We start from the raw sequence: 14,057 nt of genomic DNA, 5'->3' as shown, positions 1-14,057 counted from the left end.
AAACCTCCCATCACATCGGGAGGTTTTTTTATTGTCTTAAGAAAAATGTAGAATCTTGAGACCTACTACACAATCAATATGCCAGCTTTAGCAGGAAGCGGAAAAAGCCTGCAATGAGAGCCATTGTGACAAAGCCTGCAAGCCATAACACAATAAACCAACCTGCCCGATTCAGTTTCATCCTGTTTCCTCCACAAGCCTAATGATAGCCATCATCACCTACCCGTACCTTATCCCGGAACACCCAATAAGACAGACCGGTATAAAACAGGATAATTGGGATGAGGATCAATGCACCAATCAAGGAAAACAGCTGACTGCTTTGCGGTGCGGCGGCTTCCCAAAGGGTAACACTTGGCGGAATGATATAAGGCCAAAGGCTAATGAGAAAACCGGTGTAAGCCAGGATCACCAGCGCCAAGGTATAGATGAACGGTGCAAATTCCTGACGGCGTTTACAGGCACGCAGCGCCATAAATGTAAATAATACAACCAGTATCGGCACCGGACTAAAATAGAAAATCTGTGGTTGACTAAACCAGCGCTCGGCAATCTGTTGATGTGCCAATGGCGTATACAGACTAACTGCTCCAAAGACCAGTAATAACACAATGATAAGTTTTGGCATCAACTGGAACATTTTGTCCTGTAACTCGTGGTCGGTTTTAAAGATCAGCCAGCCACAACCTAGGGTTGCATACAGGATTACCACACCTACTCCGGTAAACAGCGAAAATGGAGTCAACCAGTCCAGTCCACCACCGCTATAAATGCCATTCGTGGTTTTAATGCCCTGAATGTAAGCGCCAAGAATTACGCCTTGCAAGAAAGAGGTCAGAAGCGAACCACCAATAAAAGCGATATCCCACCAATGCCTGCCACGATGTGCCTTAAAGCGAAATTCAAAGGCAACTCCTCGGAAAATCAGTGAGATGACCATCAAGATAATCGGCATATATAGCGCGGACAGCACGGTTGAATAGACCAGTGGAAAGGCTGCAAACAGACCTGCTCCACCGAGTACCATCCAGGTTTCATTGCCATCCCAAACCGGTGCCACGGTATTCATCATCACATCGCGTTCATGCTGATCCTTAAAGAAGGGAAACAGAATGCCTATGCCCAGATCAAAGCCATCCAGTACCACATACATCAGTACACCGAGCGCGATGATCGCAATCCAGATCAATGACAGGTCAATCATTTGTTATTCTCCTGATCACGTTGAGCACGGTCATCCTCTTCATTTTGCTCAAAGGTACTCATTGGACGTTTAGACGCACGGATGACTTCACCCTCAGTATGCGGACGGGCATGGATAAATTCTGGTCCCTTATGCATCATTTTCAGCATGTAATAAATCCCGACACCAAATACGACACAATAGACCACTACAAAGATAATCAGAGTAAGTCCGACCTGTTCAGCTGATACAGGTGAGAGTGCATCACGAGTGCGCATAACCCCATAGACCACCCATGGCTGACGGCCCACTTCCGTAGTAAACCAGCCTGCCAGTAAAGCAATAAATCCGGAAGGTCCCATGAAAAAGGCGAATCGGTGCAACCAGCGGGCTTCATAGAAACGACCCGTTTTACGCAAGATCAGACCCGCCAGCGCCATCAAAAGCATCAGCATGCCCAGACCGACCATGATGCGGAAGCTCCAGAACACTACCAGCGAGTTTGGGCGGTCTTCAGGCGCAAAATCTTTTAGACCCTGCACTTCACCGTCCATACTATGGGTCAGAATCAGGCTGCCCAAGTTTGGTATGCCGATAGCATATTTGGTTTCTTCGGCTTCCATATCTGGAATACCAAACAGATAAAGTGGCATTCCTTCACCACGGTTAGTTTCCCAGTGTCCTTCAATCGCAGCAATCTTGGCTGGCTGATATTCACGGGTATTTAAACCATGAAAATCTCCTACAATTACCTGTAGGGGTGCCAGCACCAGAATCATCCACATCGCCATGGAAAAAGACTTTTTGACCAGTGCATCACGGCGACCTTTAAGTAGATGCCAAGCAGCTGTAGCCGCTACCAGCAGTGCCGAAACCAGAAAGGCAGCAATCCCCATATGCAATAGACGATACGGAAAAGACGGGTTAAACACGATAGCAAACCAGTCCTGCGGCATGATGATGCCATTTTCAATAATAAAACCCTGCGGGGTCTGCATCCAGCTGTTGGAGGACAGAATCCAGAACATGGAAATACAGGTACCAAGGGCAACCATTACCGTAGCAAAAAAATGGGTTTTCGGACCGACCCGATCCCAGCCAAAGAGCATGATACCGAGGAAACCGGCTTCCAGGAAAAAAGCTGTCAAGACTTCATAAGCCAGCAGTGGTCCAGTGACACTTCCAGCCACTCTGGAAAATTCACTCCAGTTGGTGCCGAACTGATAACTCATGACCACACCAGAGACCACCCCCATACCGAAGGCTAATGCAAAAATTTTGATCCAGAATTTAAACAGATCCCGGTAAACTGGATCTTGGGTTTTGAGCCAGCGCCATTCCAGAACGGCCAGAAAGCTGGCCAAACCGATGGAAATCGCAGGGAAAATAATATGAAAGGAGACAGTAAAGGCAAATTGGATACGTGCCAGTTCCAGCGCAGTTAAACCTAAATCCATGTCATCACCTTATTGTAGAAGTTGTTGGTGAGAGAACTTCAGCTTAAACAGCTGAAATGGCTTCATTATTTTGTAGTTTAGGCCGTATACGATTTTCACAATGTTGCAAATCTGTAGGACTTTAATATCTGCATCCTGCCCTTTTTCCAGGCTAAGCGGGTTCGCTCCGTCATGGGTCAGCCATGCGAAATTTGTGATGTTCATGTTATTTCACTCTTTAAAACGTTTTAGATAGCGGCAAGGTCATGCCTTACCGGACTTGGCGTATTAAAGCGTGACAGGAGGTGCTCTGCCTTGCGGTAGCAAATACAGCCGTTGCAGGGAAAAATAGACATGTCGGTAAGCGGATTTATAGAAACTCAGCTTGACCTGAATCCGGTCAATGACCTCATCAATACCAAAATTAAACGGCAGCACAATGTCACCATATACGGTACAGTACTGGCATTGATGGTTATGTTCATTATGGTCATGATGATGGCCGGATTCGGCCCCCAGATGGTCAATCAACGCATGATAGCTTGCGTGTACATGCTGATGCTGCTTCGGTGAGAGAAGATTATGTGTAATAGAGAGACAGACCGGGGCAATATGGTATTGCTCCGGTAATAGCGGCTGTAAATATACAGCAAACTGTAATAGCAGCGTTGCACATGCCAACAGTAACCCACTACGTTTCAGCAAAACATTCTCTCGAATTGACCGAAGTGAAGGAATATTGAGACTGAGCTTAGATCAAAATCCAAGCATTATACTCAACTTTAATATTATAACCTTATAATATATATATTTATTATAAAAGCCCTATTTTCATTCTTAATTTTTATAGATTTTTGAATATAAGAAATTAATTTTCATGTTCTAGAGGTTATTCATTTCAGGAAAAGTACAACCGCATACTTTGAACAGGAATGCGCCGAGCCACAAAAATAATATCTAAATTGAGATTCTCATCTTGTTACAGTAGCAGGATCAGACAGAGAGCTACGCTTCAACTTAAAATACTTTCCGGCAGAAAAAGGTTTAGCTGAATGACTACCCTGTCTGGATCAGGCAGGCTTTTGTTGCAGTACGCTATAAATTTCACATTCTCGATAGCTCAATTCCGGTCAACAGAAACTGTCTCAGATGAATTTTCTTTATTGCATAGCGCCATACTACCAGGCTAAAACAGAACTTCAGATTTCCTGAAATACCGGAATATCTAGCCACTGTGCATTTGGAAAATCCTTTTGCAAACATTGCTGCAGATACTGAATAGTATCCTGTGCAATGACTTCATCCTGGGCATCATCGGCATGGTTAAATGCCAGCGCATACAGCTCAATCTTACGCTGCTTGAGCAGTTCCAGACTAAGCAGAGTGTGATTAATACTGCCTAGACGTCCTGAGGTCACCAGAATGACAGGAAGCTGCTGTGCGGCAATATAGTCTACGGTGAGCAGGTCTTCTGTTAGTGGTACCATCAGGCCACCTGCTCCTTCCAGCAGAACACGGTCAAACTGTGCGGCCAGTTGCTGTGTGGCCTGTTCAATTTTTTGAAAGTCTACTGGACGCTGGTCCAAACGTGCTGCCAGATGGGGTGATGCCGGATAGCTATAAATTTCCGGCATAGTCAGCTTTTGCTGATCTTCTGGGAGCAAGCCGCAGCCCATGATCTTGCGATGCTGTTCGATATCTTCAGAGAGATCAGTGTTGCCCGTCTGGATCAACTTCTGGGTAATAGTACGGATGCCCTGCGCATTCCAGATTTTGGCCAGAAAACCGGTAGCATAGGTCTTGCCAATACCAGTATCTATACCGCTGATAAAATAGATGTTTGCGTTCATGAGCGCTTCCGTGCAATGAGATAAATCGGGTGATAGGTCAAAGGATACTTCTGGCTATCTGGTAGCTGGAATTGTTGATATTGCTCATAAAAAAGCCGCAAAGAAGATTTGCTCCAGCGGAAACCATCTGCCGTCGCCTGTACGCCGGTGGCCTTGATATGTTTCAGTACCTCGCGAGGATGTTCAAACTCCAGAATCAGGCGCTGTTCCTCCTGTATCAGGACCTCATAACCACAAGATTCCAGCAGTTCAACCATTTGTGGAAGTGAGCGATATTCCAGCCCCTGTCCAGTCAATACTTTAATTTCTTTTAAATTGTCCTGTGCATAGCTGGCAAAGCAGAACCAGCCAGACGGATTTAAAGCCTGATGAATTTTCCCAAATAAAGCGTCCAGATGCTGCACCCATTGCAAGGCAGAACAGGACACCACCAGATCCAGCGATTGTGGAAGTGGCAAAGTTTCGATATTGCCAATTCCCCAGTAAATCCGGCCATCTTCCTCAAAATGCTGTTTAACTTCTGGATAAAGGTCATTTAAAAACAACTGGTCGAAACTGTAATGCTGCATTAGCTGACGGGTAAACAGACCTGAACCACAGCCAATTTCCAGGATACGCTGTAAATTTACCGCAATATGCGCTTGCATATACTGGACCAGTTCCATTGCTACCCGACGCTGGGCAATAGCATGCTGTTCATAGCTGGACTGTGCCTGAGCAAAGCGCTGCGCTACCTGATCAGTTTTCATCGTGGCAACTCCTGCAGAGCATCCAGCAACTGTTGCAGCTGTACCGGACTGACCTGCTGATGTAAACAGATTCGCAATCTGGAAGTGTTTTTAGGTACAGTCGGTGGACGTACTGGCAGGACATAAAAACCCTTTTGCTGTACATATTCTGCTGCAGCGACGGTTTTGGCTGCATCGCCAATAATTACCGGTACAATTTGAGAGCTGGATGGACAAGCATAACCCAAGGCCTGAATACTTTGATGACAGCACCTGGCCAGACTGCCAAGCTGTTGGCGCTCTTCCCTCATTGCTTGCATTTTCTGGAAAATAAAATGCGTCCAGGCCATACAGATTGGGGGCTGCGCAGTACTAAAAATTAGCGGACGCATGCTGTTGATCAGATATTCACGAATGAGCGGATGACAGACCAGATAGCCACCGACTGAAGCCAGCGCCTTGCCAAAAGTCCCGACCAGCAGGTCAATCTGGTCTATGACCTGATACTCCTCAGCACAACCCAGCCCGTGTTCACCACGCACACCAATGGCATGGGCTTCATCCACATACAGCATAACCTTATCAAATTGCTGTTTGAGTGCTACCAATGCACCGAGATCCGTTTCATCACCATCCATACTAAAAATGGATTCAGTGACGACAATGATGCGCTGAATATTATCATCTGCCTGATACTTTACTAAAAGCTGTTGTAGATGTTCCAGATCATTATGCCGGTAGCGTACATAGCTGGCATTGGATAAACGGATACCATCAATGATGCTGGCATGTACCAGCTTGTCGGCAATAATAATGGTCTTGCTATCCGCCAATGCTGGCAGAATCCCGATATTCATATGATAGCCGCTATTAAACAACAGCACCGAACGACCAAAAACCTGCGCCATGCTGGTCTCCAGCTGTTCATAAGCCGGGAAATTTCCAGTCAGCAGGCGCGAAGAACTGGCACTCATCTGTCGTTCAGCAAGCGGTGTCAGATCAAAAAATTCTTCCCGTAGCTGCAGATTGGCCGCCAGACCGAGATAGTCATTGGATGCCAGATTCAGCATCTCAATCCCATTCAACTGAAGATAAGGCTGGCTGGAAATCCCCTGTTTAAACTGGCGATACTGGCCCTGCTGTTTCAAATCATCCAGTTGCTGCTGAAAATATTCCAGATGCTTCATGCTGTTGCTCCCATTGCCTGAATCATCTCGCACATATGCGTCAGTAGAATTTTAAGTTGTTCAGCAGAAATCACAAATGGTGGCATCACATAGACCAACCGACCAAAGGGACGAATCCATACACCACGGCGTACACATTCTGCCTGGAAGCTAGCCAGATCAACAGGTTGCTGTAGTTCCACGACTCCAATCGCGCCAAGTACGCGGATATCAGCAACCTGTGGCAAGACATTTAATGGCTGTAAATGGTCTTTTAATACTTGTTCAATCTGTTGCACTCTTGCCTGCCAGTCCTGTGACAATAAAAGCTGGGTGCTTTTGAGTGCCACTGCACAGGCCAGTGGATTCGCCATAAAGGTCGGGCCATGCATAAATACGCCTGCTTCACCACTGGAAATGGTTTCTGCGACATGCGCAGTCGTCAGTGTGGCTGACAAGGTCATATAACCGCCAGTCAGCGCCTTGCCCAGACACATGATATCCGGGCTAACACCCGCATGTTCACAGGCAAACAGTTTGCCGCTCCGACCAAAACCAGTCGCGATTTCATCCAGAATTAACAGAATATTGTAACGATCACACAGCTGACGTACCTGGCGCAGGTATTCTGGATGATACAGGCGCATACCACCTGCTCCCTGCACGATCGGCTCAATAATCATGGCTGCAATCTGTTCATGCTTTTCTGCTAATAATTGTTCCAGTGGCTGGATATCATCAACTTGCCATTCACCATCAAAACGGCTTTGTGGTGCCGGGACAAAATAACGGTTTGGCAGACTGGAACCAAAAATCTGGTGCATGCCCGTGACCGGATCACAGACCGACATAGCATTCCAGGTATCGCCATGATAACCGGAGCGAGTAGTCACAAAATTGCTTTTCTGCACCTGACCACGCGCATGCCAGTATTGCACCGCCATTTTCAATGCTACTTCCACAGCGACCGAACCAGAGTCGGCATAGAAAATCCGATCCAGTGGCTCTGGGGTAATTTCGATCAGCAGTTTGGCCAGATCAATCGCCGGCTGATGGGTCAGGCCACCAAACATGACATGTGACATGGATTGCAACTGGGTCTGCACCGCCTGATTCAGCTCTGGATGGTTATAACCATGGATCGTGCACCACCAGGACGACATCCCGTCGATCAGCTGTGTGCCATCTTCCAGTTCAATTACAGCACCATGTGCCGCCCTCACCTTGTAACAGGGCAAAGGATGAGTCATGGAAGTATATGGATGCCAGATATGCTGCTGATCAAAAGAATCGTGCACGGAAAATAACCTAAACAATAGCGCTGTCCTGATCTTAACGGTTTAATTCTGAAATGAACATCTAGCTGACCTTTAGCATTTTTCTGATTAACGAAGTTTTTGTAAAAATTGCAAGATTGGCTCAATGACCAAACTGGTATCGAACAGGATAGCATCGTGCGCAGCTGAAATTTTTACCAAGTTCAGATGATCTGCATTGAAATGTGCAATATTTTGTATAATTTTGCAGGGAACTAACATATCGTTCTCAGAATTTATAAATAGCATCTTGCCAGGATAGCTTTTTAAGATATCTACCAAATTTAATTGTTCTAAAAGATAGAGATAAGCCTGCTGATAGGATAAATCAATATTTACCAACTGCTCTTGTAAATGTTTTGCCCGTTCTCGTGGTGCTACTGAACCCAAAGTGACCAGTGCACAGAAGCGTTTTAGAGCCTGTTGAGGTTGTAACATCACCGCATGTTTAAATTGCTCATACTGCACTTTGGGCATAGCATGAGGCCAGTTTTCTTGCGCCACAAAGCAAGGGTTTGACATACAGGCAATTACGGGCTTGGCGACTTGTATCTGCTGATAGATTGCATTAGCCAATAACAATGCTAACTGCCCGCCAAGTGACCAGCCAATCAGTACATCTTTATCAGCTGCAGCCTGTACCTTTTCTGCCAGTACTGCTGCATTATTCGGGTCAAAGATATCCCAGACTTCGATCTGATGCTGTGGTGTTAACTGCTGTTCTAGCTGCTGTACAAATTCATTCAGTACCTGAGTCCCCAGTCCCCAGCCGCTGATGAGCAGAATTTTCATCAATCCTGTTCCCTATTTTTTATCATCTATTCAATAAAAAAGGGATCAATCTCTTCCGGAATGATCCCTGATATACAGCTGCAAAATTTAAGCAGGCTGCATGGCATCCATAGCAAGCTCGCGGCCGGTTTTCTTCGGTGCTTCCGCTTTTAGCCCCAGTTTGGCAAACAGGGCTTTGTCCTTGCCTTCACCACTATTCGGTGCAGTCAGTAATTTATCACCTGAGAACAGTGAGTTAGCACCTGCCATGAATGCCAGGGCCTGATCGGAATCAGATAGAGATTCACGGCCTGCAGACAAACGGATATAGCTTTTTGGCATGATGATACGAGCTACGGCAATCGTCCGGATCCAGTCAATCACATCCAGTTTTTCTACATCAGCGAGCGGTGTTCCTTCGATTGGCACCAGCATATTAATTGGCACCGATTCTGGGTGAATTGGCATGGTCGCCAGTTCAAACAATAATCCCACACGGTCCTGTTTACCTTCACCTAACCCGACAATCCCGCCACTACATACATTAATTCCAGCTGAACGGACATGGTCTAAAGTATTTAAGCGATCGTCAAAAGTTCGGGTGCTAATGACATTCGCGTAATATTCACGCGAAGTGTCGAGGTTATGATTGTAATAATCCAGTCCAGCATCTTTTAAACGTTCTGCCTGAGAGGCATTCAACATACCTAAGGTCATGCAGGTTTCCATACCCAGCTTTTTTACTTCCTGGATCAATTCCAGCACATAAGGCATATCGCGCTCATGCGGATTCCGCCATGCTGCGCCCATACAGAAACGGGTCGATCCTGATTCTTTCGCCTGTTTTGCTTCAGCAATCGCTTTTTGTACCTCTACTCTTTTTTCAATTTCCAGATCTGTATCGTAATGGGCAGACTGGGAGCAGTATTTACAGTCTTCCGGACAACGACCGGTTTTAATAGAGAGCAAGGTGCTGACCTGTACGGTATTGGCATCAAAATGCTCACGATGAATTTGCTGTGCCTGAAATAGCAGATCCATCAGTGGTTGATCATAAAGTGCCTGAATCTCGTCACGCGTCCAGTCATTGCGAATCATAGTCTCAACATCAATGTTAAAAAGGAATGCAGAAATAATACGCGGTTTTTTAAAAAATGGTTTAGCCTTTTCTATCAAAATTCGAGGGAATGACGCTAATTTATAAGCTGAGCTTTTCAATCAATTACAATTTTATGCTGCAAGATTTTATGATTTAAGCTGCTTTAATCCTTATTATTTATATATAAAACTTATAAATAAAATTCTCAATTTCTGTCTTGATAAAGATTAATAATGAATTTGCAACTTACTCACTATTAAGCTCCCAAAAGCCAGTAAAACCAAGCTTATGGCAGAAAATTTAGAGCCCTTGGCTCTAAAAATCCAAGGGCTTTTTTATAAAAGTATTGTTTAACTCAAGCTGACAATTCATTAAAGTTTAAATCTGAGTCGGTACAAATAAAAAGCGCGAGATTTTTAAAATTTAGCTCAATCTATGTCTATTCATAAAGTGACTCATTTCATCGGAAACATCAGATATACAAGCTGTATCAGTCCACATGACTTAACCACGAATCGCTGCCTGAATTATTGCTACATCAATTTTCTTCATTTTAAGCATGGCATCAAATGCCCTTTTTGCTACTGCTGGATCTGGACTGTAAGATGCTTCAAGTAAAGCCATGGGGATAATCTGCCAGGAAATTCCCCATTTATCCTTACACCAGCCGCATTCACTTTCTTGCCCACTATTGTTCACAATCGCATTCCAGTATCGGTCCGTTTCTTCCTGATCTTGTGTGGCCACTTGAAAGGAAAAAGCTTCATTATGCTTAAATTCTGGCCCACCATTTAAACCAATACATGGAATACCCAATACCGTAAAATTGACTGTAATGACATCTCCCTTTTTTCCTGACGGATAATCTCCAGGGGCAAGGACTATTGCCCCTACTGATGAGTCTGGAAAGGTTTGCGCATAAAACCGTGCAGCCTCTTCAGCATCGTGATCGTACCAAAGGCAGATGGTATTTTTTGCAATATTCATGATCTCACCTCTGCGTAGAGATTAAGAGATGACGCATTTGTTTAGCCCTGCTTTACGCTTTTGAGTGGCTAAACAAATTTATTTGTGCGTTCTATATTCGACCTAAGCTGGCAAAAGGCCAGTTTCTTTATTGTGTTTTTATTCTTCGAATTGTAATAACAGGCACTTCTTGATCTGTCGAGGTCCAAGTCGACCATATGCCTTGCTTTTTCATTTGCGCTGATTACAGACCGCTACTTTGAAAATACCTTAATGGTCGGAAACTCCATTTCTATGACAATGCGGTGGCCGAGGTAATTGGTGTTTTCCTACTGTATAAAGGCTGCCAGTATCTATCGTGAAAGTATAAAAGTGGAAAAACTGACAGATTAAATTCCTTTCAAGCAGTAAGACCTTTAACCATTTAAGGGGCCTTTTCTTTCTTTGTGGAAAATCAATTTAAAACCAAGTTCTGCATATTTCAATTTTTCAGGTTCTTTTCCTAAAAACCTGAGCTCAGCAAGCCTTGCAAAATAGCTCGTTTAAGACGACTTAGCCTTACAAAAAGCTACATTTACTGTGCATTAATTTCCTGGAATTATCCAAAAAATATTTTTTATGAATAACATTAATTTATGTTATAAATTACCCCATTATTTTACTTTATTATTTATTACGTAATTAAATTACGTATTGAATAATATCTTATATCCAGTATGATGAGGTAAATTCCTTCTTTTTCTTGTGTGCATCAGGAATCGATGCAGTTCAGCAAGTCAAAGAAGTCAGGCAAACGGATTTGTCTACTCAATATAAAATGGCAGTGATACATCCGTGAGCCCTGAACAAGACAGTAAAAGATGAGCAATAGGATTGCTTCTAAAAAATGAGGATGTTGTATGAATGAATTAGCCAATCCATTAGAACTGTGTGGATTCGAATTTATTGAATTTGTATCTGAAGATGGTCAGCTGGATCCAGTTTTCCAAGCCATCGGATTCACTAAAGTGGCGAAGCATAAATCGAAAAATGTCTATTTATGGCGCCAAGGCAATATTAATATCATTCTGAATTATCAGCCTGAATCATATGCAGCATTTTTCTATAAAGAGCACGGTCCTTCTGCTTGTGCAATGGGCTTCCGTACCAAGAATGCTGCGAAAGCTTTTCAAAAGGCGATTGAAATCGGTGCAGAACCAATTTACAGCAAAATTGGTCCAATGGAACTTAACATCCCTGCAATTAAAGGAATCGGTGGCTCTCCAATCTTCCTGGTCGATTGTGACATTTACCAAAATGATTTTATCTTCTTCGATAATGTTCCATCGCGTCCAGTCGGCACAGGCCTGAATGAAATCGATCATTTAACGCATAACGTTTATAAAGGTCGTATGCAGTACTGGGCAGATTTCTATGAAAAGATTTTCAACTTCCAGGAAATCCGCTACTTCGACATCAAAGGTGAATACACTGGCCTGACTTCTAAGGCACTAACAGCACCAGATGGTAAGATCCGTATTCCACTAAATGAAGATTCTGACAAAGGTAATGGCCAGATCGCTGAATTCCTGAATGAATTCAATGGTGAAGGTATTCAGCACATTGCCTTTATCTGTGATGACCTGCTTGAGACCTGGGACAAGCTGAAAGCTTTAGGCACCAAGTTCATGACGCCACCGCCAAGCACTTATTATGAAATGCTGGATGAGCGCTTGCCGAACCATGGTGAGCCTGCGGATGAGCTGCAAAAACGCGGCATTCTGCTCGATGGCAATACCAAAGATGGTAACAAACGCCTGCTGTTACAGATTTTCTCTGAAAATATGATTGGCCCGGTGTTCTTTGAATTTATCCAGCGCAAAGACGATGATGGTTTCGGTGAAGGTAACTTTAAGGCCTTATTTGAATCAATCGAACGTGATCAGATCAAACGTGGTGTTTTAGACATTTCTAAAGCCTGACCTTTTTAAAACCATACCGGTGTCTATGTAGTCTCATATGCATCGGTATGGTTGCCTCTGTTTCAACGTATACGCTCGTATAACACTTAAGATTCTGCATCGATGACGGCATAAAAATAATAAAGCACATCATAGTTCAGCACTTAATCTCACATGGATGATGAATAAAAATGCAGCATATTGAACAAGGAAACCTGAAAAAAGGTTTAAGTAACCGGCATATTCAGCTCATCGCACTCGGTGGTTCAATTGGTACCGGACTGTTTCTTGGAATTTCACAAACGATCAAGCTTGCTGGGCCTTCTGTTATTTTAGGTTATGCCATTGCAGGCTTGATTGCCTTCTTAATGATGCGCCAGCTGGGTGAAATGATTGTACATGAACCTGTGAGCGGTTCTTTTAGTCATTTCGCTTATAAATACTGGGGCAAATTTGCCGGATTTATGTCGGGCTGGAATTACTGGGTACTGAATATTCTGGTCTGTATGGCCGAATTAAGTGCCGTCGGTCTTTATATCCATTACTGGTGGCCAGAAATTCCGACCTGGGTCTCTGCCCTCGGCTTCTTCATTTTCATCAATATCATTAATTTGCTTCACGTGAAATTATTCGGTGAAATGGAGTTCTGGCTGGCGATCATTAAAGTTGGTGCAATTATTGCCATGATTGCGTTCGGCAGCTACCTGCTTGCCAGTGGTAGCGGCCATAGCCAGTCCAGTCTGGAAAATTTATGGCAACTCGGCGGCTTCTTCCCGAATGGAATCATGGGTCTGATTATGGCGATGGCCATGATCATGTTTGCTTTTGGCGGCATTGAACTGGTGGGGATCGCAGCCGCTGAAACCGATAACCCGAAAAAGACCTTACCTAAAGCAGTCAATCAAATTGTCTACCGTGTCCTGTTATTTTATATCCTGAGTCTGGTAGTGATTTTATCACTTTACCCTTGGAACATGATGGCGCAAGGTGGTAGTCCATTTGTGATGATTTTTGATTCTCTCGGCAGTCAGACAGTTGCCGGAGTTTTGAATTTTGTGGTGTTAACCGCGGCGGTTTCGGTATATAACAGTACTAACTACTGTACCAGCCGTATGCTGTTAGGTTTAGCCCAGCAAGGTAATGCGCCGAAGTTCTTAAGCAAGATTAATCAGTGTGGCATCCCTGTGAATGCGGTGATGGTTTCAGCGTTTTTCACCTTGATGTGCGTTTTATTAAATTATCTGGTGCCGGAAAAAGCCTTTAGCATGTTGATGATGCTGGTGGTTGCTGCCATCGTGATTAACTGGCTTGTTATTTCCTATACTCATTTGAAATTCAAGACCTCCATGAATCGTACGCAGACTAGAACCGATTTTCCAAGTGTGGCTTATCCATTTACCAACTATTTATGTATCGCATTTATGGGCGGTATTCTGCTGATTATGAGCAGCACCCCGGACATGCGCGTTGCTGTCATCATGATTCCGGTCTGGATTGGTATTCTCTCGGTTGCCTACTTCTTTAAGCGCAAACAGGAATCTCAGACGGCTATGTTAGACAACAGCAAAATTAGCTCTTTACCAGAAGCGTAATCGCATATTG

14 protein-coding genes and 1 pseudogene are annotated in these 14,057 nt (G+C 44.2%); 3 read left to right on the top strand and 12 right to left on the bottom strand.

Annotation, left to right across the window (positions count from 1 at the left end):
• Window positions 1-73: 73 nt before the first annotated feature.
• The 12 genes from HADU_RS15525 to HADU_RS09290 all read right to left on the bottom strand — a co-directional run bounded on the left by HADU_RS15525 (window position 74) and on the right by HADU_RS09290 (window position 10,536).
• Window positions 74-181, bottom strand: a complete 108-nt coding sequence (locus tag HADU_RS15525) for a hypothetical protein (protein WP_017401650.1) — start codon at window positions 179-181, stop codon at window positions 74-76.
• An 18-nt stretch (window positions 182-199) separates the two neighbouring features.
• Window positions 200-1,204 carry a cytochrome d ubiquinol oxidase subunit II gene (cydB, locus tag HADU_RS09340; RefSeq protein WP_004811002.1) on the bottom strand — a complete coding sequence of 335 codons (1,005 nt, stop codon included), beginning with the start codon at window positions 1,202-1,204 and terminating at the stop codon, window positions 200-202.
• A complete protein-coding gene (locus tag HADU_RS09335; protein WP_004811005.1) occupies window positions 1,201-2,640 on the bottom strand; it encodes a cytochrome ubiquinol oxidase subunit I in 1,440 nt (479 codons plus the stop codon). Before HADU_RS09335 ends, cydB begins: the two co-directional genes overlap by 4 nt.
• A 9-nt stretch (window positions 2,641-2,649) precedes the next feature.
• Window positions 2,650-2,844 carry a hypothetical protein gene (locus HADU_RS09330; RefSeq protein WP_004893363.1) on the bottom strand — a complete coding sequence of 65 codons (195 nt, stop codon included), beginning with the start codon at window positions 2,842-2,844 and terminating at the stop codon, window positions 2,650-2,652.
• A gap of 63 nt (window positions 2,845-2,907) precedes the next feature.
• On the bottom strand, window positions 2,908-3,324 hold the full coding sequence (locus HADU_RS09325) for a hypothetical protein (RefSeq protein WP_004811008.1): 417 nt from the start codon (window positions 3,322-3,324) through the stop codon (window positions 2,908-2,910).
• Between the two features lie 494 nt (window positions 3,325-3,818).
• Entirely contained in the window at window positions 3,819-4,469 is a 651-nt protein-coding gene (gene bioD, locus HADU_RS09320) for a dethiobiotin synthase (protein WP_005221166.1), read from the bottom strand.
• A complete protein-coding gene (bioC, locus tag HADU_RS09315) occupies window positions 4,466-5,218 on the bottom strand; it encodes a malonyl-ACP O-methyltransferase BioC (protein ID WP_008305610.1) in 753 nt (250 codons plus the stop codon). The genes bioD and bioC overlap by 4 nt, the downstream gene beginning before the upstream one ends.
• A complete protein-coding gene (locus HADU_RS09310; protein ID WP_005221162.1) occupies window positions 5,215-6,384 on the bottom strand; it encodes an 8-amino-7-oxononanoate synthase in 1,170 nt (389 codons plus the stop codon). Before HADU_RS09310 ends, bioC begins: the two co-directional genes overlap by 4 nt.
• A complete protein-coding gene (gene bioA / locus HADU_RS09305) occupies window positions 6,381-7,661 on the bottom strand; it encodes an adenosylmethionine--8-amino-7-oxononanoate transaminase (RefSeq protein ID WP_008305607.1) in 1,281 nt (426 codons plus the stop codon). Before bioA ends, HADU_RS09310 begins: the two co-directional genes overlap by 4 nt.
• Window positions 7,662-7,748: 87 nt before the next feature.
• Window positions 7,749-8,471: an alpha/beta hydrolase gene (locus HADU_RS09300; RefSeq protein WP_008305605.1), complete on the bottom strand. Its 723-nt coding sequence runs from the start codon at window positions 8,469-8,471 to the stop codon at window positions 7,749-7,751.
• A gap of 87 nt (window positions 8,472-8,558) precedes the next feature.
• A complete protein-coding gene (gene bioB / locus HADU_RS09295; protein ID WP_008305604.1) occupies window positions 8,559-9,548 on the bottom strand; it encodes a biotin synthase BioB in 990 nt (329 codons plus the stop codon).
• 505 nt (window positions 9,549-10,053) lie between these two features.
• The gene (locus tag HADU_RS09290; protein ID WP_004811020.1) at window positions 10,054-10,536 is read right to left on the bottom strand and encodes a VOC family protein; all 483 of its coding nucleotides are present in this window, start codon (window positions 10,534-10,536) and stop codon (window positions 10,054-10,056) included.
• Between the two features lie 216 nt (window positions 10,537-10,752).
• On the opposite strand from HADU_RS09290, the pseudogene HADU_RS15905 reads away from it, so the two are divergent.
• From HADU_RS15905 to HADU_RS09280, 3 genes and pseudogenes are all read left to right on the top strand, one after another.
• Window positions 10,753-10,908 (top strand): annotated as a pseudogene (locus HADU_RS15905) (MFS transporter); the annotation flags it as partial.
• Window positions 10,909-11,414: 506 nt separating this feature from the next.
• Window positions 11,415-12,476 (top strand): 4-hydroxyphenylpyruvate dioxygenase, encoded by a 1,062-nt coding sequence (gene hppD, locus HADU_RS09285; RefSeq protein WP_004811022.1) that lies wholly within the window; start codon window positions 11,415-11,417, stop codon window positions 12,474-12,476.
• Between the two features lie 170 nt (window positions 12,477-12,646).
• On the top strand, window positions 12,647-14,047 hold the full coding sequence (locus HADU_RS09280; protein ID WP_004811024.1) for an amino acid permease: 1,401 nt from the start codon (window positions 12,647-12,649) through the stop codon (window positions 14,045-14,047).
• Window positions 14,048-14,057 lie beyond the last annotated feature (10 nt).

It is taken from the genome of Acinetobacter sp. HA (assembly GCF_000264725.1).
Lineage (GTDB): Bacteria > Pseudomonadota > Gammaproteobacteria > Pseudomonadales > Moraxellaceae > Acinetobacter > Acinetobacter schindleri.
The sequence above is the reverse complement of the archived record's forward strand: the minus strand, read 5'-3'. Positions and strand labels throughout refer to the sequence as shown.

What these genes read in the sequence shown, in the direction of transcription:
- HADU_RS09280 (WP_004811024.1), top strand. Translation starts at nt 12,647, where the DNA reads ATGCAGCATATTGAACAAGGAAACCTGAAAAAAGGTTTAAGTAACCGG.
- hppD (WP_004811022.1), top strand. Translation starts at nt 11,415, where the DNA reads ATGAATGAATTAGCCAATCCATTAGAACTGTGTGGATTCGAATTTATT.
- HADU_RS09310 (WP_005221162.1), bottom strand. Translation starts at nt 6,384, where the DNA reads ATGAAGCATCTGGAATATTTTCAGCAGCAACTGGATGATTTGAAACAG.
- HADU_RS09300 (WP_008305605.1), bottom strand. Translation starts at nt 8,471, where the DNA reads ATGAAAATTCTGCTCATCAGCGGCTGGGGACTGGGGACTCAGGTACTG.
- HADU_RS15525 (WP_017401650.1), bottom strand. Translation starts at nt 181, where the DNA reads ATGAAACTGAATCGGGCAGGTTGGTTTATTGTGTTATGGCTTGCAGGC.
- bioC (WP_008305610.1), bottom strand. Translation starts at nt 5,218, where the DNA reads ATGAAAACTGATCAGGTAGCGCAGCGCTTTGCTCAGGCACAGTCCAGC.
- cydB (WP_004811002.1), bottom strand. Translation starts at nt 1,204, where the DNA reads ATGATTGACCTGTCATTGATCTGGATTGCGATCATCGCGCTCGGTGTA.
- HADU_RS09335 (WP_004811005.1), bottom strand. Translation starts at nt 2,640, where the DNA reads ATGGATTTAGGTTTAACTGCGCTGGAACTGGCACGTATCCAATTTGCC.
- bioB (WP_008305604.1), bottom strand. Translation starts at nt 9,548, where the DNA reads ATGATTCGCAATGACTGGACGCGTGACGAGATTCAGGCACTTTATGAT.
- bioD (WP_005221166.1), bottom strand. Translation starts at nt 4,469, where the DNA reads ATGAACGCAAACATCTATTTTATCAGCGGTATAGATACTGGTATTGGC.
- HADU_RS09290 (WP_004811020.1), bottom strand. Translation starts at nt 10,536, where the DNA reads ATGAATATTGCAAAAAATACCATCTGCCTTTGGTACGATCACGATGCT.
- HADU_RS09330 (WP_004893363.1), bottom strand. Translation starts at nt 2,844, where the DNA reads ATGAACATCACAAATTTCGCATGGCTGACCCATGACGGAGCGAACCCG.